At 51.9% G+C, this 24,747-nt stretch carries 27 protein-coding genes and 2 tRNA genes; 7 read left to right on the forward strand and 22 right to left on the reverse strand.

Features of this window, described 5'->3' with window-relative positions; translation table 11 throughout:
• Nucleotides 1-19: 19 nt before the first annotated feature.
• From infB to secG, 6 genes are all read right to left on the reverse strand, one after another.
• Nucleotides 20-2,707, reverse strand: coding sequence for a translation initiation factor IF-2 (infB, locus tag WFK85_RS16855; protein ID WP_166995026.1), 2,688 nt, complete (start codon nucleotides 2,705-2,707; stop codon nucleotides 20-22).
• Nucleotides 2,708-2,731: 24 nt separating this feature from the next.
• Nucleotides 2,732-4,234, reverse strand: coding sequence for a transcription termination factor NusA (gene nusA / locus WFK85_RS16860; protein WP_008454785.1), 1,503 nt, complete (start codon nucleotides 4,232-4,234; stop codon nucleotides 2,732-2,734).
• 27 nt (nucleotides 4,235-4,261) lie between these two features.
• Nucleotides 4,262-4,714, reverse strand: coding sequence for a ribosome maturation factor RimP (rimP, locus tag WFK85_RS16865; protein WP_008454786.1), 453 nt, complete (start codon nucleotides 4,712-4,714; stop codon nucleotides 4,262-4,264).
• Nucleotides 4,715-4,927: 213 nt separating this feature from the next.
• Nucleotides 4,928-5,004: transfer RNA gene (locus WFK85_RS16870), tRNA-Met, on the reverse strand.
• A gap of 59 nt (nucleotides 5,005-5,063) precedes the next feature.
• A tRNA-Leu gene (locus tag WFK85_RS16875) sits at nucleotides 5,064-5,150 on the reverse strand.
• A 49-nt stretch (nucleotides 5,151-5,199) separates the two neighbouring features.
• Nucleotides 5,200-5,532 (reverse strand): preprotein translocase subunit SecG, encoded by a 333-nt coding sequence (gene secG, locus WFK85_RS16880; RefSeq protein WP_038478508.1) that lies wholly within the window; start codon nucleotides 5,530-5,532, stop codon nucleotides 5,200-5,202.
• Between the two features lie 64 nt (nucleotides 5,533-5,596).
• On the opposite strand from secG, the gene WFK85_RS16885 reads away from it, so the two are divergent.
• On the forward strand, nucleotides 5,597-5,770 hold the full coding sequence (locus WFK85_RS16885) for a hypothetical protein (protein WP_157141373.1): 174 nt from the start codon (nucleotides 5,597-5,599) through the stop codon (nucleotides 5,768-5,770).
• Here WFK85_RS16885 and glmM read toward each other — a convergent pair.
• From glmM to rlmE, 4 genes are all read right to left on the reverse strand, one after another.
• The gene (gene glmM, locus WFK85_RS16890; protein ID WP_336708958.1) at nucleotides 5,767-7,104 is read right to left on the reverse strand and encodes a phosphoglucosamine mutase; all 1,338 of its coding nucleotides are present in this window, start codon (nucleotides 7,102-7,104) and stop codon (nucleotides 5,767-5,769) included. The genes WFK85_RS16885 and glmM overlap by 4 nt on opposite strands.
• A complete protein-coding gene (gene folP, locus WFK85_RS16895; protein ID WP_166995024.1) occupies nucleotides 7,097-7,945 on the reverse strand; it encodes a dihydropteroate synthase in 849 nt (282 codons plus the stop codon). Before folP ends, glmM begins: the two co-directional genes overlap by 8 nt.
• A gap of 98 nt (nucleotides 7,946-8,043) precedes the next feature.
• On the reverse strand, nucleotides 8,044-9,981 hold the full coding sequence (gene ftsH, locus WFK85_RS16900) for an ATP-dependent zinc metalloprotease FtsH (protein ID WP_166877784.1): 1,938 nt from the start codon (nucleotides 9,979-9,981) through the stop codon (nucleotides 8,044-8,046).
• Between the two features lie 56 nt (nucleotides 9,982-10,037).
• Nucleotides 10,038-10,667, reverse strand: a complete 630-nt coding sequence (gene rlmE / locus WFK85_RS16905; protein WP_008454794.1) for a 23S rRNA (uridine(2552)-2'-O)-methyltransferase RlmE — start codon at nucleotides 10,665-10,667, stop codon at nucleotides 10,038-10,040.
• 126 nt (nucleotides 10,668-10,793) lie between these two features.
• Here rlmE and yhbY point away from each other — a divergent pair, with 126 nt between their 5' ends.
• The gene (gene yhbY / locus WFK85_RS16910) at nucleotides 10,794-11,087 is read left to right on the forward strand and encodes a ribosome assembly RNA-binding protein YhbY (RefSeq protein WP_008454796.1); all 294 of its coding nucleotides are present in this window, start codon (nucleotides 10,794-10,796) and stop codon (nucleotides 11,085-11,087) included.
• Nucleotides 11,088-11,192: 105 nt separating this feature from the next.
• Here yhbY and greA read toward each other — a convergent pair whose 3' ends face one another.
• On the reverse strand, nucleotides 11,193-11,669 hold the full coding sequence (greA, locus tag WFK85_RS16915) for a transcription elongation factor GreA (protein WP_008454799.1): 477 nt from the start codon (nucleotides 11,667-11,669) through the stop codon (nucleotides 11,193-11,195).
• Between the two features lie 250 nt (nucleotides 11,670-11,919).
• On the opposite strand from greA, the gene dacB reads away from it, so the two are divergent.
• The 3 genes from dacB to pmrB are packed head-to-tail and all read left to right on the forward strand — an operon-like array spanning nucleotide 11,920 to nucleotide 15,070.
• Nucleotides 11,920-13,353, forward strand: a complete 1,434-nt coding sequence (dacB, locus tag WFK85_RS16920) for a serine-type D-Ala-D-Ala carboxypeptidase (RefSeq protein ID WP_008454802.1) — start codon at nucleotides 11,920-11,922, stop codon at nucleotides 13,351-13,353.
• Nucleotides 13,354-13,355: 2 nt separating this feature from the next.
• Entirely contained in the window at nucleotides 13,356-14,018 is a 663-nt protein-coding gene (pmrA, locus tag WFK85_RS16925; RefSeq protein WP_008454804.1) for a two-component system response regulator PmrA, read from the forward strand.
• Nucleotides 14,015-15,070, forward strand: a complete 1,056-nt coding sequence (gene pmrB / locus WFK85_RS16930) for a two-component system sensor histidine kinase PmrB (protein ID WP_166995020.1) — start codon at nucleotides 14,015-14,017, stop codon at nucleotides 15,068-15,070. The genes pmrA and pmrB overlap by 4 nt, the downstream gene beginning before the upstream one ends.
• Nucleotides 15,071-15,105: 35 nt before the next feature.
• Here pmrB and cgtA read toward each other — a convergent pair whose 3' ends face one another.
• The 4 genes from cgtA to rplU all read right to left on the reverse strand — a co-directional run bounded on the left by cgtA (nucleotide 15,106) and on the right by rplU (nucleotide 17,939).
• Nucleotides 15,106-16,278, reverse strand: a complete 1,173-nt coding sequence (cgtA, locus tag WFK85_RS16935; protein ID WP_008454808.1) for an Obg family GTPase CgtA — start codon at nucleotides 16,276-16,278, stop codon at nucleotides 15,106-15,108.
• 16 nt (nucleotides 16,279-16,294) lie between these two features.
• On the reverse strand, nucleotides 16,295-17,260 hold the full coding sequence (locus tag WFK85_RS16940) for an EamA family transporter (RefSeq protein ID WP_166995018.1): 966 nt from the start codon (nucleotides 17,258-17,260) through the stop codon (nucleotides 16,295-16,297).
• A gap of 90 nt (nucleotides 17,261-17,350) precedes the next feature.
• Nucleotides 17,351-17,608, reverse strand: coding sequence for a 50S ribosomal protein L27 (rpmA, locus tag WFK85_RS16945; RefSeq protein ID WP_007673187.1), 258 nt, complete (start codon nucleotides 17,606-17,608; stop codon nucleotides 17,351-17,353).
• 19 nt (nucleotides 17,609-17,627) lie between these two features.
• Nucleotides 17,628-17,939, reverse strand: a complete 312-nt coding sequence (gene rplU / locus WFK85_RS16950; protein WP_008454812.1) for a 50S ribosomal protein L21 — start codon at nucleotides 17,937-17,939, stop codon at nucleotides 17,628-17,630.
• A gap of 260 nt (nucleotides 17,940-18,199) precedes the next feature.
• On the opposite strand from rplU, the gene ispB reads away from it, so the two are divergent.
• Nucleotides 18,200-19,171 (forward strand): octaprenyl diphosphate synthase, encoded by a 972-nt coding sequence (gene ispB, locus WFK85_RS16955; protein ID WP_008454813.1) that lies wholly within the window; start codon nucleotides 18,200-18,202, stop codon nucleotides 19,169-19,171.
• 233 nt (nucleotides 19,172-19,404) lie between these two features.
• Nucleotides 19,405-19,668, forward strand: a complete 264-nt coding sequence (gene sfsB, locus WFK85_RS16960; RefSeq protein WP_008454817.1) for a DNA-binding transcriptional regulator SfsB — start codon at nucleotides 19,405-19,407, stop codon at nucleotides 19,666-19,668.
• A 45-nt stretch (nucleotides 19,669-19,713) separates the two neighbouring features.
• Here the strand turns inward: sfsB and murA are convergent, their stop codons facing one another.
• From murA to mlaF, 7 genes are all read right to left on the reverse strand, one after another.
• On the reverse strand, nucleotides 19,714-20,976 hold the full coding sequence (gene murA, locus WFK85_RS16965; protein WP_336708957.1) for a UDP-N-acetylglucosamine 1-carboxyvinyltransferase: 1,263 nt from the start codon (nucleotides 20,974-20,976) through the stop codon (nucleotides 19,714-19,716).
• A 53-nt stretch (nucleotides 20,977-21,029) separates the two neighbouring features.
• On the reverse strand, nucleotides 21,030-21,284 hold the full coding sequence (ibaG, locus tag WFK85_RS16970) for a BolA family iron metabolism protein IbaG (RefSeq protein ID WP_008454819.1): 255 nt from the start codon (nucleotides 21,282-21,284) through the stop codon (nucleotides 21,030-21,032).
• 133 nt (nucleotides 21,285-21,417) lie between these two features.
• Nucleotides 21,418-21,720 (reverse strand): lipid asymmetry maintenance protein MlaB, encoded by a 303-nt coding sequence (mlaB, locus tag WFK85_RS16975; protein WP_166995016.1) that lies wholly within the window; start codon nucleotides 21,718-21,720, stop codon nucleotides 21,418-21,420.
• Nucleotides 21,720-22,349: a phospholipid-binding protein MlaC gene (mlaC, locus tag WFK85_RS16980; RefSeq protein WP_008454821.1), complete on the reverse strand. Its 630-nt coding sequence runs from the start codon at nucleotides 22,347-22,349 to the stop codon at nucleotides 21,720-21,722. The genes mlaB and mlaC overlap by 1 nt, the downstream gene beginning before the upstream one ends.
• A 17-nt stretch (nucleotides 22,350-22,366) precedes the next feature.
• Nucleotides 22,367-22,918 carry an outer membrane lipid asymmetry maintenance protein MlaD gene (mlaD, locus tag WFK85_RS16985; protein ID WP_008454822.1) on the reverse strand — a complete coding sequence of 184 codons (552 nt, stop codon included), beginning with the start codon at nucleotides 22,916-22,918 and terminating at the stop codon, nucleotides 22,367-22,369.
• Between the two features lie 4 nt (nucleotides 22,919-22,922).
• A complete protein-coding gene (gene mlaE / locus WFK85_RS16990; protein ID WP_008454823.1) occupies nucleotides 22,923-23,705 on the reverse strand; it encodes a lipid asymmetry maintenance ABC transporter permease subunit MlaE in 783 nt (260 codons plus the stop codon).
• A 7-nt stretch (nucleotides 23,706-23,712) separates the two neighbouring features.
• Entirely contained in the window at nucleotides 23,713-24,528 is an 816-nt protein-coding gene (gene mlaF / locus WFK85_RS16995; RefSeq protein ID WP_008454824.1) for a phospholipid ABC transporter ATP-binding protein MlaF, read from the reverse strand.
• Nucleotides 24,529-24,747 lie beyond the last annotated feature (219 nt).

Genomic DNA, 24,747 nt, shown 5'->3' on the forward strand with positions numbered 1-24,747 from the left:
AGTTGATGCGGTACGGCTATCAGGAGATGGTACGCTTGATCTCGATAATTTCGAAGACTTCGATCATATCGCCCACGCGCACGTCGTTGTAGTTCTTAACGCCGATACCACATTCCATACCGTTACGGACTTCGCTTGCGTCATCTTTGAAGCGGCGCAGGGATTCCAGCTCGCCTTCATAGATAACCACGTTGTCGCGCAGTACGCGGATTGGGTTGTGACGTTTCACCACACCTTCGGTAACCATACAGCCAGCAATCGCGCCAAACTTCGGTGATTTGAAGACATCACGAACTTCAGCCAGGCCGATGATCTGCTGTTTCAGCTCTGGAGACAGCATACCGCTCATCGCCGCTTTCACTTCGTCGATCAGGTTATAGATGACGGAGTAGTAACGCAGATCCAGGCTTTCTGCTTCAATCACGCGGCGCGCAGACGCATCAGCACGGACGTTGAAGCCAACCAGAATGGCGTTGGATGCTGCAGCCAGCGTTGCGTCAGTTTCGGTGATCCCACCCACGCCGGAACCGATGATTTTAACTTTAACTTCATCGGTAGACAGTTTCAGCAGGGAGTCGCTGATTGCTTCCACAGAACCCTGAACGTCTGCCTTCAGCACGATGTTCACTTCGGACACTTCGCCTTCGGTCATGTTGGCGAACATGTTTTCCAGTTTGGATTTCTGCTGACGAGCCAGTTTCACTTCACGGAATTTACCCTGACGATACAGAGCAACTTCACGAGCTTTCTTCTCGTCACGAACAACGGTCACTTCGTCACCCGCGGCAGGCACGCCGGACAGGCCGAGGATCTCAACTGGAATAGAAGGACCCGCTTCGGTCACTTCACGCCCCATCTCGTCACGCATAGCACGCACGCGGCCATATTCGAAGCCACACAGAACGATATCGCCTTTGTTCAGGGTACCTTCACGTACCAGAACGGTAGCAACCGGACCACGGCCTTTATCCAGGAAGGATTCGATGACCACGCCGCTTGCCATACCTTTACGGACAGCTTTCAGCTCCAGAACTTCGGCCTGCAGCAGGATTGCATCCAGCAGGTCGTCGATACCGGTACCGGCTTTTGCAGAAACGTGGATGAACTGGCTTTCGCCGCCCCACTCTTCCGGCATGATGCCATACTGGGACAGTTCGTTTTTAACGCGATCCGGATCCGCTTCTGGCTTATCGATTTTGTTCACCGCGACAACTACCGGTACCTGCGCCGCTTTTGCGTGCTGGATAGCTTCGATAGTCTGTGGCATTACGCCATCATCGGCAGCAACAACCAGAACAACGATATCCGTTGCCTGAGCACCACGAGCACGCATAGAAGTAAATGCTGCGTGACCTGGGGTATCCAGGAAGGTAACCATTCCGTTGTCGGTTTCTACGTGGTAAGCACCGATGTGCTGGGTAATACCACCCGCTTCGCCGGAGGCAACTTTAGTAGAACGGATGTAGTCCAGCAGAGAAGTTTTACCGTGGTCAACGTGACCCATGATGGTCACAACCGGTGCACGGGTTTCTGCCGCAGCGCCGGTGTCACGGTCGCTCATTACCGCTTCTTCCAGCTCGTTCTCACGACGCAGGATAACTTTGTGGCCCATCTCCTCAGCAACCAGCTGAGCGGTTTCTTGATCGATAACCTGGTTGATGGTCGCCATTGCGCCCAGCTTCATCATCGCTTTGATGACCTGAGAGCCTTTAACGGCCATTTTGTTAGCCAGTTCAGCAACGCTGATGGTTTCACCAATCACAACGTCACGGTTAACGGCCTGTGCTGGCTTGGTGAAGCCCTGCTGCAGGCTGCTTGGCTTACGCTTACCTTTGCCACCGCGAACGGCTGCACGAGCTTCTTCACGGTCAGCTTTAGACTCGCCGTGCTTACCGCCAGCTTTTTTCTGACGCGGCGCTTTAGCTGCAGTACGACCACGACCACGACCGCCTTCAACTTCACGATCGTTTTCGTCTTCTGCCTGACGAGCGTGCTGGGAAGTGGTGACGTGATAGTCAGACTTATCGTCTTCCACCTTCTCCTGCTCTTCCCAAACGCCAGCGTTAGCTTCAGCCATTTTACGGGCTTCTTCCGCCACGCGACGGGCATCTTCTTCGAGTTTGCGACGGGCTTCTTCTTCAGCTTTACGCTTCAGTTCAGCAGCTTCCGCTTCACGGCGAGCCTTCTCGGCGTGGGCGGCTTTCGTCATTTCATCAGTTTGTTGATTGCTCACTTTGTCTTTTTCCGCAGCTTCACGTTTCGCTTTATCAGCGGCTTCGCGCTTAGCTTGTTCTTCAGCTTCACGCTTAGCTTTTTCTTGTGCCGCACGTTTGGCAGCTTCCTCTGCCTCACGCTGGGCTTGCTCTTCCGCTTCACGCTGCGCCTGTTCTTCCGCAGCAAGGCGTTCTGCCTCTTGCGGATCACGTTTCACAAAGGTGCGCTTCTTGCGGACTTCGATTTGTACCGATTTACTTTTCCCACCGGTACCTGGAATGTTTAAAGTACTGCGCGTTTTGCGCTGTAAAGTCAACTTGTCTGGGCCTGAACCATGTTCGTGGTTCAGGTGTGCCAGCAGCGTTTGTTTCTCTTGCGCCGAAACGGAGTCATCAGCAGACTTCGGGATCCCTGCATCAGCAAATTGCTGTACCAGGCGGTCCACGGAGGTCTGAATCTCTGCGGCCAGCGCTTTTACGGTTACATCTGTCATGCTGTTCCTTCCTGCTACAGTTTATTACGCTTCGCCGCCAAACCAGCAAATGTTACGCGCTGCCATGATCAACTCGCCGGCTTTCTCATCCGTTAAGCCTTCGATATCAGACAGGTCGTCAACACCTTGCTCGGCAAGGTCTTCCAGCGAGCTAACACCACGAGCAGCCAGTTTAAAGGCCAGCGGGCGATCCATCCCTTCGAGGTTCAGCAGATCCTCAGTAGGTTTTTTATCGCCAAGGCTCTCTTCTTGTGCCAGAGCCAGTGTGGTGAGCGCGTTTTTAGCGCGATCGCGTAATGCTTCCACGGTATCTTCATCAAGGCCGTCGATTTCCAGCAGCTCTTTCATTGGCACATAGGCCAGTTCTTCAAGCGTGGAGAAACCTTCTTCGACCAACACGGTGGCGAAATCCTCGTCAATATCGAGGTATTTGGTAAAGGTATCAATAGCCGCATGCGCTTCAGCCTGATGTTTAGCCTGCAGGTCATCAACGGTCATAACGTTGAGTTCCCAGCCGCTCAGCTGTGATGCCAGGCGAACGTTCTGACCGTTACGGCCAATGGCCTGTGCCAGGTTGCCTGCCTCTACCGCGATATCCATCGTATGTTTGTCTTCGTCGACAACAATGGATGCTACGTCGGCCGGTGCCATTGCGTTGATAACAAACTGCGCCGGGTTGTCGTCCCACAGCACGATATCAATACGCTCACCGCCTAACTCAGTAGAAACCGCCTGAACGCGCGCACCGCGCATACCAACGCAAGCACCGACCGGGTCGATACGTTTGTCGTTTGTTTTCACGGCGATTTTGGCGCGAGAGCCCGGATCGCGTGCGGCGGCTTTAATTTCGATAACTTCTTCACCGATTTCCGGCACTTCAATGCGGAACAGTTCGATCAGCATTTCAGGTTTGGAACGGCTAACGAACAACTGCGCACCGCGAGCTTCAGGACGTACTGCGTAAAGCACGCCGCGAATGCGGTCGCCCGGGCGGAAGTTTTCACGTGGCAGCATATCTTCACGCAGAATCACAGCTTCAGCGTTGCCGGACATGCCTTCCGATTTCAGTTCAAGGGAGATATTGTCGCGGTTAACTTTTTTCACTACACCGGTAACAATCTCACCTTCCTGATCGCGGAACTGATCTACTACCATCGCACGTTCGGCTTCGCGAACCTTCTGCACGATAACCTGCTTCGCAGTTTGAGTGGTGATACGGTCAAAGGTGACGGACTCAATTTCGTCTTCAACGTAATCGCCGAGGCCGAGAGCCGGATCTTCAAACTGAGCCGCTTCGAGAGTGATTTCACGCGTAGGTTGAGTGACTTCTTCAACGATAACCCAACGGCGGAAGGTATCGAAATCACCGCTTTTGCGGTCGATCTCAACGCGAACGTCAATTTCTTGCTCGTATTTTTTCTTGGTCGCCGTTGCCAGCGCACTTTCCAGCGCTTCGAAAATCTTCTCACGCGGCAGCGCTTTTTCGTTGGAAACTGCTTCAACAACAGCCAAAATTTCTTTGTTCATCCTGGGTTTTCACCTCAATCCAAACTATTAAAAGTGGGGTACCAGGTTCGCTTTCTGGATGTTGCTCAGCGCGAACACTTCGTCTTTTCCTTCGACCGTTACCGTGATCATCTCACCGTCTACGGCTTTAATAATACCCTGCCATTTGCGGCGGTTTTGCACAGCCATACGCAATACAATGCTCACTTCTTCGCCGGTAAAACGAACGTAGTGTTCTGCGGTGAACATTGGGCGATCGAGGCCAGGTGAGGACACTTCCAGGTTATAGGCCACGGTGATGGGATCTTCGACATCCAGTACGGCACTGACCTGGTGACTGACATCAGCACAATCATCAACATTGATGCCATCTTCACTATCAATATAGATGCGCAGCGTAGACGTGCGGCCCCGAACGAATTCGATGCCTACAAGTTCATAGCCCAGTGCTTCGACCGGTGCTGAAATCATCTCTGTTAATTTTTGCTCTAATGTGGACAAGCCCACCCCCAAGACATAAAAAAAGGGCATATAGCCCAGTTATTCTAAAGTCAGATAACAAAAAACCCCGATAAATCGGGGCTTTATATAACTGAACCCTGTATGCCGCAACTGCGGCCCGGACACCGTCCAGGAGAATTTTTTTCTAAATTCTTCGCGAAGGCACCGAAACTGGTGTTCACAGTATATTTGAAAAAGAACTCTCAGGGAAAGTGGTTGCGGGGGCCGGATTTGAACCGACGACCTTCGGGTTATGAGCCCGACGAGCTACCAGGCTGCTCCACCCCGCGTCCGAAAACGTGGCAAATACTACGCCAGAATTGCATTAAATGCAAGAATTGCTAGGATTTGGTACCGAGGACGGGACTTGAACCCGTAAGCCCAATCGGGCACTACCACCTCAAGGTAGCGTGTCTACCAATTCCACCACCTCGGCACTCTTTGAATACGGTAACCTTCATGTCACCGCATTGAAGCTGACAAACTTACTGTGGGATATCGCTGCTCGGCTTGGTAGGTGCCGCTGGCGCAGTCTGCTCAGTTTGTGCTGGCTGACTTAAATTTTCCCACTCGCTTCCTTTACTGGTTTTGTTGGTGCTGAGGTTACCCAGAACCAGGCTCAGGATAAAGAACAGCGTTGCGAGCACACCGGTCATGCGGGTCATGAAGTTACCAGAACCACTTGAACCGAATAACGTAGCGGAAGCGCCTGCTCCGAAGGAGGCTCCCATATCAGCGCCTTTACCTTGCTGCAGCATGATAAGACCTACAAGGCCCAACGCTACAATAAGGAAAACAACCAAAAGAGCTTCGTACATAATCAACCTGTTCCTTGCGGGGTTACCGCACGCCAATTGCTTCAAACCAGTTAAGCGGATACGTTTGTCATTACCCACTGAAGCGGGTGAGAATACTAACCAAAGCCAGACTGGTGCGCAAGGGCAATTTATTAACAATGCACTGACTGCGGAAAAAAACAGCAAACAAGTAATTTCCACCAAAGAAACAGGCGGCAACTGCCGCCTTTTCAATCAGTTTGCGAAGAAAAAATATTAAACGGCCTTCACTGCGTCTGCGATCTGATGAGCAAACGCGGTAACCTGGGCTTCATCTTCACCCTCGACCATCACGCGAATGAGTGGCTCCGTTCCGGATTTACGCAGCAACACCCGTCCACGGCTGCCCAATGCAGCTTCCACTTCAGCCGTAACGCGCTTAACCTCTTCGTTTTCAAGCGGATCGCCGCTGCCTGCGGTAAAGCGAACGTTAACCAGAATCTGCGGGAACAATTTCATTCCGCTGCAGAGATCGTGCAGGCTCATATGGTTACGAACCATTGCGGTAAGCACTTGCAAACCTGCGACTATGCCGTCACCGGTGGTGGTTTGGTCCAGCAGAATGACGTGACCGGAGTTTTCAGCCCCAATTCGCCAGCCTTTCTCCTGCAGTTTTTCCAGAACATAGCGGTCGCCAACTTTCGCGCGGGCAAAGGGAATACCCAACTGCTTCAGCGCGACTTCAAGTCCCATATTACTCATTAGCGTACCCACGGCACCGCCGCGAAGCTGCCCCTGACGTAATCCTTCCCGGGCAACGATATAAAGGATCTGATCGCCATCGACTTTAAGGCCCTGGTTATCCACCATAATTACCCGGTCGCCGTCGCCGTCAAACGCGATGCCTAGATCGGCTTTTTCCGACAGCACGCGCTCTTGCAGCATACGCACATCGGTCGCACCGCATTTTTCATTAATATTCACCCCATCCGGCTCACAGCCGATGGCAATGACTTTTGCACCCAGTTCACGCAATACATTCGGGGCAATGTGGTAAGTCGCGCCGTTGGCGCAGTCTACGACGATTTTAAGGCCATTAAGGCTCAGTTCGTTCGGGAACGTGCCTTTGCAGAATTCAATATAGCGCCCTGCTGCATCGACAATACGGCTGGCTTTACCCAACTCCGCCGAATCCACGCAGGTGATCTCTTTTTCCATCTCCGCTTCAATAGCTTCTTCGACCTCATCCGGCAGTTTAGTCCCGTCGATCGAGAAGAATTTTATACCGTTATCATAGAACGGGTTGTGTGAGGCGGAGATAACAATCCCGGCTTCAGCGCGGAATGTACGAGTTAAATAAGCAACTGCAGGCGTAGGCATTGGACCAGTAAATGAAGCAGACAACCCGGCTGCAGCCAGACCGGCTTCCAGTGCAGATTCCAGCATGTAGCCGGAAATACGCGTGTCCTTACCGATAATAATCTTACGCGAACCATGACGAGCCAGGACTTTACCCGCAGCCCAGCCAAGCTTCAGAACAAAATCGGGGGTAATAGGTGCATCGCCCACGCGACCACGGATACCATCGGTGCCAAAATATTTACGGTTACTCATAGTATTTGTTTTCCTTCACTGAAAGCGTAGCTTCGACCACGCGCATAGCTTCAACAGTCTCTTTTACGTCATGAACGCGAAGAATTTGAGCCCCCTGCATCGCAGCAATCACCGCGCAGGCAAGGCTACCGCTCAGGCGCTGATCCGGGCCAACATTAAGCAGTTGCCCGACCATCGATTTACGGGACATGCCTACCAGTAGCGGCATACCGTAGCGATGAAATTCCGAAAGGCGAGCCAATAACTGATAATTGTGGGTGAGATTCTTACCGAAACCAAAGCCCGGGTCGAGCAGCAATTTATCTTTTGAAATCCCTGCGGCTTCACAGCGGGCAATGTGCTCCACAAAAAAGCGATTCACATCGGCAAATACGTCATCGTACTGTGGTGCCTGTTGCATCGTTTTCGGTTCGCCCTGCATATGCATCAGGCAAACAGGGAGCCCCGTTTCCGCAGCGGCAGCTAGCGCACCTGGCTCCGTTAAGGAACGAATATCGTTGATAAGATGCGCCCCTACTCGTGCAGATTCGCGAATAACTTCGGCTTTCGATGTATCCACTGAGACCCAGACTTCAAACCGTTGAGCGATCGCGTCGACCACCGGAATAACGCGCTCAAGTTCTTCTTCTGTGCTCACCTCTGCCGCGCCAGGCCGGGTTGACTCTCCGCCAACGTCGATGATTGTCGCCCCGGCATTGATCATCGCATTTGCATGCTTGAGGGCCTCAACCAGGGAATTGTGCTGACCACCGTCGGAAAAGGAGTCCGGCGTGACGTTTAAAATCCCCATGACGTGAGGATGCGAGAGATCCAGCGTGGAGCCTTGCGCGGTGAGTTTCATTCTTCTTCCTTTGCGTTCGTCTTAGGCTGTACAAAAACAAAAACCCCGGGGCAGGCCCGGGGTTTATAGATTACTGCAAAAACATCTCGGTGAGCGTCTTATTTGTCGCCCAGTTGCTCAGACATCGTGTTGCCCGGATTTGGCGTACGTGGTTCATCAACCGGACGCGGCGCATTCGGGGTACCGTTGTTGTCAGAGTTATTGTTGTTTTTGCTCGCATCTTCCCAACCTGCTGGCGGGCGAACTTCACGGCGCGCCATCAGATCGTCAATCTGCGGGGCATCAATGGTTTCATACTTCATCAATGCGTCTTTCATGGTGTGCAGAATATCCATGTTCTCATTCAGCAACTGGCGAGCACGGGCATAGTTGCGTTCAATCAGGGATTTAACTTCCTGATCGATGATACGCGCAGTCTCATCAGACATATGCTTCGCTTTTGCCACTGAACGGCCCAGGAATACTTCACCGTCTTCTTCCGCATACAGCAGCGGGCCAAGTTTGTCGGAGAAGCCCCACTGAGTCACCATGTTACGAGCCAGGTTAGTCGCTACTTTAATGTCGTTCGACGCACCGGTAGAAACATGTTCTGCCCCGTAGATAATCTCTTCAGCCAGACGACCGCCATACAGCGTGGAAATCTGACTTTCCAGTTTCTGACGGCTGGCGCTAATTGCGTCGCCTTCAGGCAGGAAGAAGGTCACACCCAGGGCGCGGCCACGAGGGATAATCGTTACCTTATGGACCGGATCGTGCTCCGGTACCAGGCGACCGATAATCGCATGGCCTGCTTCGTGATAAGCGGTCGATTCTTTCTGCGCTTCCGTCATCACCATGGAGCGGCGTTCTGCCCCCATCATGATTTTGTCTTTCGCTTTCTCGAATTCAACCATCGACACCACACGCTTGTTACCGCGAGCAGCAAACAGCGCAGCTTCGTTTACCAGGTTAGCCAAATCGGCACCAGAGAAGCCAGGTGTACCACGAGCGATAATTGCGGCATCGATGTCCGGTGCAAGCGGTACGCGACGCATATGAACTTTCAAGATTTGCTCACGGCCACGAACATCTGGCAGACCCACGACAACCTGACGGTCGAAACGACCAGGACGCAGCAGCGCAGGGTCAAGCACGTCAGGACGGTTAGTTGCCGCAATAACGATGATCCCTTCGTTACCTTCAAAGCCATCCATCTCAACCAGCATTTGGTTCAGGGTTTGCTCACGTTCGTCGTGACCACCGCCCAGACCAGCACCACGCTGACGACCTACGGCATCGATTTCATCGATGAAGATAATACAAGGTGCCGCTTTTTTGGCCTGTTCGAACATGTCACGCACACGGGATGCACCAACACCAACGAACATTTCAACAAAGTCAGAACCGGAAATTGTGAAGAACGGTACTTTCGCTTCGCCAGCAATCGCTTTTGCCAACAGCGTTTTACCCGTACCCGGAGGGCCGACCATCAGGACACCTTTCGGGATTTTACCGCCCAGTTTCTGGAAGCGGCTCGGCTCACGGAGGTATTCAACCAGCTCACCCACCTCTTCTTTCGCTTCATCACAGCCAGCGACGTCAGCAAAGGTGGTTTTGATTTGGTCTTCCGTTAGCATGCGCGCCTTGCTCTTACCGAACGACATGGCACCTTTGCCACCGCCGCCCTGCATTTGACGCATAAAGAAGATCCAGACCCCAATCAGCAGCAGCATTGGGAACCAGGAAATGAAGATAGTTGCCAGCAGACTTTGCTCTTCAGGCGGTTCGCCCACAACTTTCACGTTCTTGGTAATCAGATTATCAAGCAGCTTGGGATCATTAACGGGGATGTAAGTCGTGTATCGGTTACTATCTTTCTTGGTAACGTTGATTTCACGTCCGTTGATGCGCGCTTCGCGAACCTGGTCCTGATTAACTTCAGACAGGAAAGTGGAGTAATCCACCCTACGGCCATTTGACTCGCTGGGCCCAAAGCTCTGGAATACAGACATTAGCACAACGGCAATGACCAGCCAGAGTATTAGGTTTTTCGCCATGTCACTCAAGGGATTAACCTCATATTACAACTGTGTTAACAAACAGCGTCAGGGTACTATAGTTTGCGCCCGGTCGCTACAATGTACACTTCACGTGAGCGGGCACGAGAAGAGTCCGGTTTACGAACTTTAACCGTCGTAAACAGGGAGCGAATTTCTCGCAGGTATTCATCGAAACCTTCGCCCTGAAACACTTTCACTACAAAACTACCGCCCGGCGCCAGCACGTCCCGACACATTTCCAGTGCCAGTTCAACCAAGTACATAGCGCGGGGAATATCGACTGCCGGTGTCCCGCTCATGTTTGGCGCCATATCTGACATGACAACCTGCACTTTACTGTCACCAACACGTTCCAGCAGGGCCTTGACGACTAATTCATCACGAAAATCGCCCTGAAGGAAGTCCACACCAACGATAGGATCCATTGGTAAAAGATCGCAAGCGATGATTCGCCCCTGATTCCCGATTTGCGTCACGACATATTGTGACCACCCGCCGGGTGCAGCACCAAGATCAACAATAGTCATTCCTGGCTTAAAAAGTTTGTCACTTTGCTGTATTTCATCAAGTTTAAACCAGGCACGGGACCGCAACCCCTTTTTCTGTGCCTGTTGAACATATTTATCGCTAAAGTGTTCCTGCAGCCAGCGACTGGAGCTGGCAGAACGCTTCTTACCTGTCATCTCAATATCCAACTTTGTTCATCGTGAATAGCAGGCTAACTAACAATCAGCACAGCCGATTTGGCGATACACTGGAGATGGCGGTAGAATGAACCGTTTTCAATCCCAACGTAAGCAAAAAATACGATGAATCTGAGTACTAAACAAAAACAGCACCTAAAAGGTCTGGCCCATCCGCTCAAGCCGGTGGTTATGCTTGGCAATAATGGTTTGACCGAAGGGGTACTGGCCGAGATTGAACAAGCGCTTGAGCACCATGAATTAATCAAGGTGAAGATCGCAACGGAAGATCGCGAAACCAAAACCTTAATTGTGGATGCCATCGTGCGGGAAACCGGCGCCTGTAATGTACAGGTCATCGGTAAAACGCTGGTGCTCTACCGCCCTTCTAAAGAGCGTAAGATTTCTCTGCCGAAATAAGCAGAGGTGTGCAAAATGCCACGCTATGTTCGTTGATAAAAGGCCGCTATGCGGCCTTTTTCTTTTCTTTACAATACGCCAACCCTTTAGCCAGCGTAGTAAAAATTACAAATATTCTACTTTTAAGATTTCGAATTCGACATCACCGCCCGGCGTGCGAATTACGACAACATCGTCGCATTCCTTGCCCACAAGACCGCGAGCAATAGGCGAGTTTACAGAAATAAGATTCTTTTTAAAATCAGCCTCATCGTCGCCAACGATGCGATAAGTAAGCTCTTCATCACTGTCCAGATTCAATACTGTTACGGTAGTACCAAAGATCACACGGCCGTTATTTGGCATTCTTGTGACGTCGATCACCTGAGCATTAGAAAGCTTCGCTTCGATATCCTGGATGCGGCCTTCGCAAAAGCCCTGTTGCTCACGCGCGGCATGATATTCAGCGTTTTCTTTCAGATCGCCATGCTCGCGAGCTTCAGCAATCGCAGCAATGATTTCAGGGCGACGAACGGACTTCAGGAAATCCAGTTCTTCGCGGAGTTGTTCAGCGCCACGTAAGGTCATCGGAATAGGTTGCATTTGTTATACCTCTTAAAATCAGTCCTCTGCAGCAGGGTAAACACCGTGCTGGCTTAAGAGCATGGCCGGTAACGCAAGTCTCTCCGGCAACAAATAAAAGAAAACCGACCCGGGGTAATGACTCCAGGTCAGTAACAGTTTTCAAATTGACCGGTATTTTACCCTGGAGTTCCCTGAGGGTCATCGTTTACTTTGCACCATAATGCACCGTAGTATGGCGGTCACGTTTCCAGGCCGTTACCGCGAGATTATGCGATTTTTGAGATTTGTCATTGGGTTGACCGCTGCCGTAGCCATCAATGTTCAGGCTGCGAACGTTGAAGAGTACACCTCCCAGTTGCCTGACGGGGCGAACCTGGCGCTGATGGTACAAAAAGTCGGTGCGACAAGCCCGTTCATTGATTATCACAGCCAACAAATGGCTCTGCCTGCCAGTACGCAGAAAGTGATTACGGCGCTAGCGGCGCTCCTTCAGTTGGGCCCGGATTTTCGTTTTACCACCACGCTGGAAAGCCGTGCTCAAATCGATAATGGCGTACTTAACGGCGATCTTATCGCTCGTTTCGGCGGAGATCCTACGCTTAAGCGTCAGGATATTCGCAACATGGTTGCCGAATTAAAAAAAGCGGGCGTCCAACAGATTAAGGGCAACGTGCTGGTCGACACGTCTATTTTCGCCAGCCACGATAAAGCACCGGGCTGGCCGTGGAACGACATGACACAGTGCTTCAGCGCACCACCCGCCGCCGCCATCGTGGACCGTAACTGCTTCTCTATTTCCTTATACAGCGCGCCAAAAGCTGACGATTTAGCCTATATCCGCATTGCTTCGTACTATCCGGTCGTGATGTTTAGTCAGGTCAGAACGCTGGCCAAAGGTTCTCCTGACGCCCAATACTGCGAACTGGATGTTGTCCCGGGCGATCTCAACCGCTATACGCTTACCGGCTGCCTTACACAACGTGCCGATCCGCTGCCCTTAGCCTTTGCCATTCAGGATGGTGCAAGCTATGCAGGTGCCATCATTAAAGATGAACTGAAGCAGGCAGGGATCAGCTATAGCGGAACACTACTGCGCCAGACTCAACCCAACGAACCGGGCACGGTGATAGCCAGCAAACAGTCAGCCCCGTTGCATGACCTGCTTAAAATCATGCTCAAGAAATCCGACAACATGATTGCCGATACCGTATTCAGGACCATCGGACATAACCGGCTGGGTGTTCCTGGCACCTGGCGGGCAGGTTCTGATGCTGTACGCCAGATATTGCGCCAAAAAGCGGGCGTAGATTTGGGGAACAGTATTGTCGTCGATGGTTCAGGCCTTTCGCGTCATAACCTGATTTCACCGGCCACAATGATGCAGGTGCTGCAATACATCGCGCAGAATGATAATCAGCTAAACTTTATCTCTATGCTGCCGCTCGCGGGCTACGATGGCTCTCTGCAGTATCGTGCCGGCCTACATCAGGCTGGCGTGGATGGGAAAGTGTCGGCGAAAACGGGTTCATTGCAGGGTGTTTATAATCTGGCTGGCTTCATCACCACGGCAAGCGGGCAGCGCATGGCCTTTGTGCAGTATCTCTCTGGTTATGCCGTTGAACCAGCGGACCAGCGTAATCGCCGCATCCCGTTAGTGCGCTTCGAAAGCCGGCTTTACAAAGACATTTACCAGAATAACTAGTTATGAAACTGCTTATTGTTGAAGACGATTTACTGTTACAGGAAGGTCTTGCGCTGGCGTTAGGTGGGGAAGGCTACGCGCTGGACTGCGCCGCGACGGCTGCGGAGGCTGATGCCTTGCTGCAAAGCGGTGAATACAGCCTGATTATTCTCGACCTGGGGCTTCCGGACAAAGATGGTGCCACGCTGTTGAGTCAATGGCGTCGGCGTGGGGTAAAAAACCCGGTGCTAATCCTGACGGCTCGTGACGCGCTTGAAGACAGAGTAAATGGTCTGGACTCCGGCGCGGATGATTATCTGGTTAAGCCTTTTGCGCTTGCAGAACTGCAGGCGCGTGCGAGAGCGCTGATCCGTCGCTACCAGGGACACAGCGACAATCTGCTTCAGGAAGACGATTTAACCCTCAATTTGCAGACTCAGCAGGTGCTGCTCGCCAATCAGGCTGTAGAAATTACGCCCAAAGAGTTCGCTCTTCTGACACGCCTGATGATGCGAATCGGCCAGACGGTCCACCGTGAAACGCTACAGCAGGATATTTACAGCTGGCAGGACGATCCCGGCTCCAACACCCTTGAAGTGCACATTCACAACCTACGCCGAAAATTAGGCAAAGACAGAATCAAAACCGTGCGCGGCGTTGGCTACCGGCTGGAAAGCCGCTCATGAGCAGCATGCGCCGGCGCCTGATGATCCTGCTGGCGCTTATTCTTCTTTTCTTCCAGTTGATTAGCGTTGTCTGGCTGTGGCATGAGAGCCGTGAGCAGATTGGTTTTTTGGTGAGTGAAACGCTCTCCGCAAAAGCCCGAAACCAGCAGGTCGAAAAAGAGATTCGTGAAGCGATTGCTTCCCTGTTGGTGCCTTCTCTGGTCATGGTTGCCTTTACGCTGTTTTTCTCTTTCTGGGCAATTACCTGGATAACCCGCCCGCTGAATCAGCTGCGTTCAAGCCTGGCTAACCGCTCAGCCGACAACCTCACTCCCCTGCCTATGTTTTCCGACATGGACGAAATGGTGGCCGTAACCAATTCCCTCAACCAGCTACTTGGCCGGCTGGATCATACGATTCAACAGGAGCGCTTATTCACTGCCGATGCGGCCCATGAACTGAGAACACCGCTTGCTGGTCTCAGGTTACATCTGGAATTGATGGTAAAAAATGGGGTAGCGCAGGCCCCGATGCTGCTAACACGTATCGATCAGCTTATGCATACCATTGAACAGCTCCTGATGCTTTCGCGCGCCGGGCAAGCTCTGGCCAGCGGGCATTACAATACGCTGGTCTGGAGTGACGACATCATTGCGCCGCTTAAAATGGAAATGGAAGAGTTGGCGGCACAGCGCTCGCAAAAGCTAACCTGGCCTGCAGCATCCGCTCTGACCGTGCAAGGTGATGCCGTGCTGCTGCGTTTAATGTTGCGTAACCTGCTGGAAAATGCCTCCCGCTATAGCCCGGAAAAAGGCGAAATTCATATAGCATTGACGGAAAAAGAGGGTGGAACGATCTTGAGCGTGGCCGACAGCGGCCCGGGCATTAAAGACGAATATCTTCAACAAATCACGGAACCCTTCAGGCGTATGGATCAGCGCTATGGCGGTAGCGGACTGGGTCTGAACATTGTGCAGCGGATTGTTCAACTTCACCATGGCCGCCTGGCATTAGGCAATCGTGCGGAAGGCGGCTTGCAGGCTGACTGCTGGCTTCCGAACAGCATCCAATAAAAAAGGCCGGGAGCACCGGCCTTCTTCGTTGAGACTTACTTCTGGTAGATAATTTCGACGCCTTCGTCGTCTTCATCATCCCAGTCGTCATCCCAGTCTTCTTCTGCTTCAGCTTCCATTTCATCGAGCTGTTGGCGATGGTAATCATCCCACATAAACTCGACTTTCTCTGGCTGCTTAGCGACCTCAGCCGCCGTAATCGGGTTCTCGATGATAAAGGTCATCACATCCCAGCAGAGATCTTTGACGCCCATCTGGCTGGCAGCGGAGATCAGGTAGTATTTATCTTCCCAACCAAGCGCTTCGGCAATGGCTTTCGCTTTTTCTTCGGCCTGCGCTTTATCCATCAGATCGATTTTGTTAAACACGAGCCAGCGAGGTTTTGACGCCAGGCTTTCGCTGTATTTCTCCAGTTCGCCAACGATGATGCGGGCGTTTTCAACCGGGTCAGAGCCATCGATAGGTTCAATGTCAATGAGATGCAGCAATACGCGGCAGCGCTCAAGGTGTTTAAGGAAGCGAATGCCCAAACCAGCGCCGTCAGCGGCGCCCTCGATAAGCCCCGGGATATCCGCGACAACGAAGCTCTTTTCATTGTCCATACGAACAACGCCCAGGCTTGGCACTAGCGTAGTAAATGGATAATCAGCCACTTTTGGCTTCGCTGCAGATACCGCGCGGATAAAGGTAGATTTACCCGCATTTGGCATACCCAGCATACCGACATCGGCCAGCAGCATCAGCTCTAGCTGCAGATCGCGTTTTTCACCCGGAGTCCCCATCGTTTTCTGACGTGGGGTACGGTTTACGGAGGATTTAAAACGGGTATTACCCAGACCGTGCCAGCCGCCTTTGGCAACCATCAGCTTTTGGCCATGCTGCGTCATATCGCCCATGGTTTCACCGGTGCCCTGATCGATCACTCGGGTACCCACTGGTACCTTTACAGTGACGTCATGCCCACGTTTACCGGTACAATCGCGGCTTTGGCCGTTCTGGCCACGTTCTGCGCGGAAGGCCTTTTCAAAACGATAATCGATAAGCGTATTCAGGTTCTCGTCGGCTTCAAGCCATACGTCACCACCGTCACCACCATCACCACCGTCCGGGCCGCCTCTCGGGATATATTTTTCACGACGGAAGCTAACGCAGCCGTTACCGCCATCACCTGCTACGACCAGGATCGTTGCTTCATCAACAAACTTCATCTTACTTCTCCGTAAATCATTCGCCCGAACGCTGCACCGGCGTGATCGTTTCGGTTTTATGCCAGCGCCCCCAAAGGCGGTGGCCAATCGCGGAATACATCGCACCAGCCACAACCACGAGAGCCCCGATATAACCCACAAGGTTAAGCATCGGTATGGCGAAATACTCGGGCCAGGCCTGAGACAGCAGGTCTGAGAACAGCAACGTAAATAACGGGGTTAGCGTAATGATGGCGCTAACCTGGGAGGCCTGCCAGCGCGCCATCGCCTCAGCGAGCGCGCCATAGCCTACCAGCGTATTCAGACCGCAGAAAACCAGACATGCCAGTTGCCAGCTACTGAGCTGGAAAATCACACCAGGTTTTGCCAGCGGCAAAAGTGCAATAGTACATAAAGTGTACAACAAAAAGAGGATCTGCTGTGAGGCTAACCGGCGTAATAACACTTTCTGCGCCACACCATAGCTGACCCAAACCGTTGCCGCCAGCACGCCGAAGATAACACCAAGGGTGTAATCCGTCAGGCGGGTAAAAATCTCTACAAGACTGGTGTTGAAGAACATCACCAGACCACACAAGAGCATCATGGCACCAATAATCTGCGTGCCACGCATTCTCTCTTTTAGCACTACTACGCTCGCCACCATCATCCCGACAGGAGAAAGCTGGCCAATAACCTGAGACGCAGTAGGACTTAAATACTGCAGGGAAGAACTAAAGAGCAGAAAGTTGCCAAATAATCCCCCAGTGGCGATCGCTAACAGTACTAGCCACCGGGGCTTACGGAACATCCTGAGCGGCGGTAATTTCCCCCGAATCGCAAGGAAAATACCCAGGCCAATACTGGCCATCAGAAATCGATAAAATACCACGGTTGGTGGCGCCATCACCGGAAGCACCTGCTTCATCGCTATGGGTAACGCCCCCCAGCACATCGCCGTGGTTAACGCTAAAAGAATACCGATTCCCGCCTGCTGCCCCATGCCCATTCCCTGTCTTAATTTACCAGGCGTACAATGTAAAAAGCCCCGCAACACGTTGCGGGGCTTTCATCCGTTACCGGACCGAAAAACTTACTCAGCAACGATGCTGATGTATTTACGATTGTTCGGGCCTTTAACTTCGAATTTCACTTTACCGTCTGCTTTAGCAAACAGGGTGTGGTCACGACCACAACCTACATTGTTGCCAGCGTGGAATTTGGTACCACGTTGACGAACGATGATGCTACCAGCCAGTACAGTTTCACCACCAAAGCGTTTTACACCCAGGCGTTTTGCTTCTGAATCGCGACCGTTACGAGTTGAGCCGCCAGCCTTTTTATGTGCCATTTAATCTACTCCTCAGGTCTTAGGCGCTGATGCCAGTGATTTTCACATCAGTGAACCACTGACGGTGGCCCGCTTGCTTACGATAGTGTTTACGGCGACGGAACTTAACGATTTTAACTTTCTCGCCACGACCGTGAGCAACGACTTCAGCTTTAATAACGCCACCATCGACGAAAGGAACGCCGATTTTGACTTCTTCACCGTTTGCGATCATCAGAACTTCAGCGAACTCAACAGTTTCGCCAGTTGCGATGTCCAGCTTTTCCAGGCGAACGGTCTGACCTTCGCTTACTCGGTGTTGTTTACCACCACTTTGGAAAACCGCGTACATATAAAACTCCGCTTTCCGCGCTTACCTTACATAGGTTTCAGGTAGCGCTATAAATATTCACAATAGGGCGCGAATATTACGCAAATCGTGAGGGTTTGACAAGCCCGATCGTCAATTACCGTAGAAAAAAAACGCAACAGCACACACACCGTTTATCTGCCTCGTTTTTTCAGTACAATCTGTACTACAGTATCGAACCTCAACCCTCTCGTTATGCCATATGGATATGGAATAAACAGGACGAAAGCCAGACTTTTGCGATGAATTTAGAAAAAATTAATGAGTTAACCGCGCAAGATATGGCGGGTGTCAATGCGACAATCCTTGAGCAATTGAATTCCGATGTTCAACTGATCAACCAGTTGGGCTACTACATCGTCAGCGGTGGCGGTAAACGCATCCGCCCAATGATTGCCGTACTTGCCGCGCGGGCGCTTGCTTACGAAGGGCAAGCACATGTCAGAATTGCAGCGCTGATCGAATTTATACATACCGCCACGCTACTTCATGATGACGTCGTGGACGAATCAGATATGCGTCGGGGTAAAGCCACAGCCAATGCCGCTTTCGGCAACGCTGCGAGCGTTTTGGTCGGCGATTTCATCTATACGCGAGCATTCCAGATGATGACCAGCCTCGGTTCGCTGAAAGTGCTGGAAGTGATGTCAGAGGCCGTAAACGTTATCGCTGAAGGCGAAGTGCTACAGCTGATGAACTGTAATGACCCAGACATTACTGAAGAAAGCTATATGCGGGTCATTTACAGCAAAACGGCCCGCCTGTTTGAAGCTGCGGCTCAATGCTCGGGGATTCTGGCAGGCGCAACGGAGATTCAGGAAAAAGCGCTGCAGGATTATGGGCGGTACCTGGGTACTGCGTTTCAACTCATTGATGACCTGCTGGATTACAGCTCAGATGGGCAAACGCTGGGTAAAAATGTCGGCGATGATCTGAACGAAGGCAAACCGACGCTGCCGCTGTTACACGCCATGCGCAACGGCTCACCAGAGCAGGCTCAGATGATTCGTGAAGCGATCGAACAGGGAAATGGCCGTCATTTACTGGATCCCGTACTGAGAGCTATGTCGGATTGCGGTTCTCTGGAATGGACTCGTCAACGCGCCGAAGAAGAGGCAGATAAAGCAATCGATGCCCTTTCAGTGCTGCCTGATACTCCTTACCGTGAAGCGCTAATTTCTTTGGCGCACATGTCCGTTCAACGCGACCACTAACATCAACTTTAGCGCGCCAGTTGGCGCGCTAAAGTTTCCAGTAAAACAGATCCTCAACCCTTCCCTCTTTCCTGAATATTTCATTCTCACTAGCTTTCATCATATTTGCGGATGAAAACACAGAATCTATTATTCCTTGCACTTACTGGAATCATTTGGAAATTTTTATGTTATAAATTTCCTGTGCCATCGCTCATCTCAGAGCAGGATTAGTAAGATCACAGGGAGAGATTATGGAAAATCAATTTGTGGACTGGCATCCGGCGGACATTATTGCCGGACTGCGAAAAAAGAAAACGTCGCTCGCCGCCTTATCACGCCAGTCAGGTTTAAGCTCATCAACGCTCGCCAATGCGCTGTCTCGCCCCTGGCCCAAAGGGGAGTTTATTATCGCTAAGGCTTTAGGTGTTGCACCACAGGTTATCTGGCCTTCACGCTACCACGACCCGGTGACACGTGAGTTTATCGACCGAACACGGAAGATCCGACAGCTATAAAAAAGCCGGGGCATGCCCCGGCTATCCGTCTTTAAGGGAGGATGTTTACTCGCTTCCCTTGACGCGCTCGATCTTAGCCCCCAGCGCCTGAAGCTTATCTTCAATACGCTCATAGCCGCGATCAATGTGGTAAATACGATCCACTATCGTTGTCCCTTCTGCGATACAGCCCGCCAGAACCAGACTTGCAGACGCACGAAGATCGGTTGCCATTACCTGAGCTCCGGAAAGCTTTTCGACACCGTGGCAGATAACTGTATTGCTTTCGATCTCAGCATGCGCGCCCATACGGATTAATTCAGGCACATGCATAAAGCGGTTTTCGAAGATAGTTTCGGTGATAACGCCTGTCCCTTCCGCCACCAGATTCAGCAGGGTGAATTGCGCCTGCATATCGGTAGGGAAACCTGGGTGTGGAGCAGTACGCACCGTTACGCCTTTTGGACGTTGGCCATGCATATCAAGACTGATCCAGTCTTTACCCGTTTCAACTTCCGCGCCAGCTTCACGCAGCTTCGCCAGAACAGCATCCAGAGTATCCGGCTGCGCGTTACGGCAAAGAATTTTACCGCCAGAGATTGCCGCAGCCACCAGGAACGTCCCGGTTTCAATACGGTCAGGCAGCACGCGGTAAACGCCCCCGCCCAAACGAGCAACGCCTTCGATAGTAATACGATCGGTGCCCGCACCGCTGATCTTCGCGCCCAGGGTGTTAAGGAAGTTCGCAGTGTCGACGATCTCCGGTTCACGGGCAGCGTTTTCAATGATCGTTTTGCCTTCCGCAAGCGTGGCCGCACTCATGATGGTCACGGTTGCACCCACGCTGACCTTATCCATCACGATATGAGCACCTTTAAGGCGGCCATTTACCGACGCCTTAACGTAGCCTTCTTCGAGCTTAATCTCCGCACCCAACTGCTCCAGACCAGTAATGTGCAAATCCACCGGACGAGCGCCAATGGCACAACCACCAGGCAGAGAAACCTGCCCTTGGCCAAAGCGAGCAACCAGTGGCCCTAGCGCCCAAATAGAGGCTCGCATGGTTTTCACCAGGTCATATGGCGCACAGAAAATATTTACGCCGCTGGCGTCAATGTAGACGGAACCGTTGCGCTCAACTTTGGTACCCAGCTGGCTCAGCAGCTTCATCGTGGTATCAATGTCTTTCAGTTTTGGAACGTTCTGAATCTCTACCGGCTCTTCCGCCAGAAGCGCGGCGAAGAGGATTGGCAGCGCGGCGTTTTTAGCCCCTGAGATTGTGACTTCTCCACTCAGGCGGGTAGGCCCCTGCACACGAAATTTATCCATTGAAACTGCTCTCTTTTAAATTCAAAACGTTATCACCAGCCTGAGCCGATGATTCAAAAACCATTCAGTTTGCGATCGCGCGCCCACTCTTCTGGCGTATAGGTCTTAATAGACACAGCATGCATGCGATTATCCGCGATAAATTCCATCAGCGGGGCATACACGGTTTGCTGTTTTTTGACGCGACTTAACTCGGCGAATAACTCACCCACCGCTATAACCTGAAAGTGGCTGCCATCGCCTGAGACGTGGACTTCCTGGAGGGGCAGTGCGTTCATCAGCACTGTCTGAATTTCATGATTTTCCATGGGGTATCTATTCGTCGATTAATAAATGATGAAATAAGCCACACATCTTAGAGGAAAGTGGCGTCCGCTTAAATAAGCAAAAAGCCCCAGAACTTAGCAGTTCGAGGGCTTTGAAAGTAACGTGCTGAAATCATTAGCCTGCCAGATGTGGCAATAGCGCCTCTGGCAGATTGTAGAGTTGAGCCAGTGTGCGCAAATTATCAGTAGCGCCCCTAAGCTCAATCTTGTTCCCCTGGCGAGCCACGATGGCTGTCAGGTGAATAAGCAACGCCAGCCCGGCGGTATCAACGCGAGTTAAGCCACTTAGCTCAAAGAGACTGATACCCGTGACCATTTTCTCACGCTGCTGCCAAAGCGAATTAACGGTGACGCCATCCAGCTCTCCGAAGAAATGCAGCGTTGCACCGTCCTGCTTCCAGCTTAGTTCTTCCGCCATTACTTTTTACTGTCCAGGGTAATTGGCTGTTTCGAAATCGACTGCAGCTGCGCGGTCAAACCATCGATACCTTTCGTACGGAGCAGGTCGCTCCACTCGTTTTGTTTGGTGGTGATCATGCTGATCCCTTCGGCAATCATATCGTATGCCTGCCAGTTCCCGGTTTGGCTATTTTTACGCCATTGGAAATCAAGACGCACTGGTGGACGCCCATTTGGATCGATTATCGTCACACGGATCGCCACAATATCAGCATTACCAAGAGGTTGCTCCGGGGCGATTTGATAAGTCTGACCGTGATACAGCGCCAGCGCCTGACCATAGGCCTGCTTCAGGTACTCTTCAAAAGCCTTGAAGTAAGCGTCACGCTGCGCAGGCGTAGCATCTTTGTAGTAACGCCCTAACACCAGCGCCCCCGCGTATTTTACCTGAACATAAGGCAGCAGTTCCTGGCCAACGATATCCCGCAGATAATTCGGATTCTGTCGAATTTGAGGCTGCTCGTTTTTCAGGCGATCAAAGGTCTTCTGCGCCGCCTCATTCATTAATTTGTAAGGGTTGGTCTGGTCTGCCGCCATCGCAAATGGGGCGATAACCAGCATAGCTACCATCATAAGACGCTTAAACATCACTTGTTCCTCTTAAATTAATTCGTAGTACCTGACTGCGGTGCAGCATCAGTATGGCCTGCGGAATGCGCTTCAGCATCGCCAGAATTCTTATTGTCGCCGTTGCCGCTCTTGTAAAGGAACTGACCTATCAGATCCTCAAGAACCAAAGCAGATTTCGTATCCTGAATGGTGCTGCCATCTTTCAGCATAGATGACCCCAGTTCCGGGTCGTCAAAGCCGAGGTTAAGAGCAATATATTGCTCACCCAACAGCCCAGACGTGCGAATCGCCAGAGAGCTGGTATCCGGAATCTGGTTGTAGCGCTGTTCAATGTCCAGCGTTACGCGAGGCAAATAGGTTTTCGGGTCAAGAGCGATACCATCAACTCGACCAATAACAACACCACCAAGACGAACCGGCGAACTCATTTTCAGGCCACCGATGTTGTCGAAGGTGGCATATACCCGATAAGTCGGTTCGCTACGCAGAGAGGTAACATTCGCCACTTTCAGACAGAGAAAAATAATAGCGACCAGCGCGACCAGCAGAAAAGCACCAACCCAAACTTCAAATTTCTTTGTTTGCATGAACTCAATTCCCAAACATCAGTGCTGTCAGCACAAAATCGAGGCCCAAAACGGCCAGAGAAGCGTGCACAACGGTGCGCGTGGTTGCCCGGCTAATCCCGGCAGAAGTCGGAATAGCATCGTACCCGTTGAATAACGCAATCCACGTTACGGTAATGGCGAAGACTACGCTTTTAATCACGCAGTTAACCAAATCCAGCCGCCATGAGACTGCATTTTGCATTGCTGACCAGAAGAAACCGGCATCAATGCCTTTCCAGTTCACGCCCACCAGAGCACCACCCCAAACGCCCACGGCAACGAAGATAAGCGTCAGAAGCGGCAGCGAGATAACCCCAGCCCAAAATCGCGGTGAAACGACGCGGCGCAGCGGATCGACAGCCATCATCTCCATGCTGGACAGCTGTTCCGTCGCACGCATCAGGCCAATTTCGGCGGTTAAAGCAGAACCCGCACGCCCGGCAAACAGTAGCGCGGCAACAACCGGGCCAAGTTCACGGAGCAGTGAAAGCGCCACCAGCATGCCTAGACTCGACTCAGCGCTGTAAGTCGTCAGCACAAGATAGCCCTGTAAGCCAAGCACCATCCCGATGAACAGGCCGGAAACCATAATGATCAACATCGACAGTACACCGACATTATAAAGCTGACGAACCAGCAACGGCGCATGCTTGCGAAACTCCGGTTTCCCTACCAGCGCGTTGAATAACATCAGTCCGGCACGTCCAAACGAAGCGCAGGTTTTTATCCCGCGTCGCCCGAGAGATGCCAGTGCATTTAGCAGCATGAGCAGTTTAGCTCCTCGTTCCAGGTAATAAATCTTGTTGATAATCCCCGGCTGGATAACGGAATGGCACCGGGCCATCCGCGATCCCATCAAGGAACTGTCTAACGCGTGGATCGTGGTTTTCACGCAATTCCGCCGGGCTACCTTGAGCAACAATGTGCTGATCGGCAGCAATATAAGCGTAATCCGCGATGCTTAATACTTCTGGTACATCGTGTGATACCACAATGCAGGTGACGCCAAGAGCGCTGTTAAGTTCTGAAATAAGCTTAACCAGCACGCCCATGGTAATGGGATCCTGTCCGACGAAAGGTTCATCAAACATAATCAAGTCTGGCTCAAGCGCTATAGCACGGGCCAACGCCGCGCGGCGCGCCATCCCGCCAGATAATTCAGAAGGCATAAGATTGGCCGCCCCGCGAAGCCCCACGGCTTCCAGTTTCATCATCACCGTGCTGTGCAATAGCGGTTCTGGTAACTGAAGATGTTCACGCAGTGGATAAGCCACGTTTTCAAACACATTAAGATCGGTAAATAAGGCGCCGGATTGGAACAGCATACTCATGCGTTTACGCACGGTAAAAAGCCGTGAACGCGACATCGACGGTACGTTCTCACCATCAAAAAGGATCTCGCCGCTGTCCGGCTGGATCTGCCCACCAATAAGCTTCAACAGCGTAGTTTTACCGATCCCCGATGGCCCCATGATCGCCGTCACCTTGCCGCGTGGTACCGTCAGCGAAATATTCTCGAAGATCTGGCGCTCGCCGCGAGAGAAACTCATCCCACGGATCTCAACCAGATTGGCTTCTGTCTGACTCATCGCCCTTCCTTTTTTATGTTTGCCGGCAAGCATGGCCTCAAAGGGATGCTAAAACCCAACATTTTTACAGAATATTACCTGCGCAGGTTAGCGAAAGCTGGCATTTGTTTTACTTTTTCGCCGCATAAAGTCAGAATTAAGACTTATCGCCAGGCTCAGGCTGCACTTCGTTTTGCCCGACCCTTCAGCCCCTCAGGATCGGCGATTATACCCTAATAA

This window comes from Cedecea sp. VD22 (assembly GCF_037150195.1).
Lineage (GTDB): Bacteria > Pseudomonadota > Gammaproteobacteria > Enterobacterales > Enterobacteriaceae > Cedecea.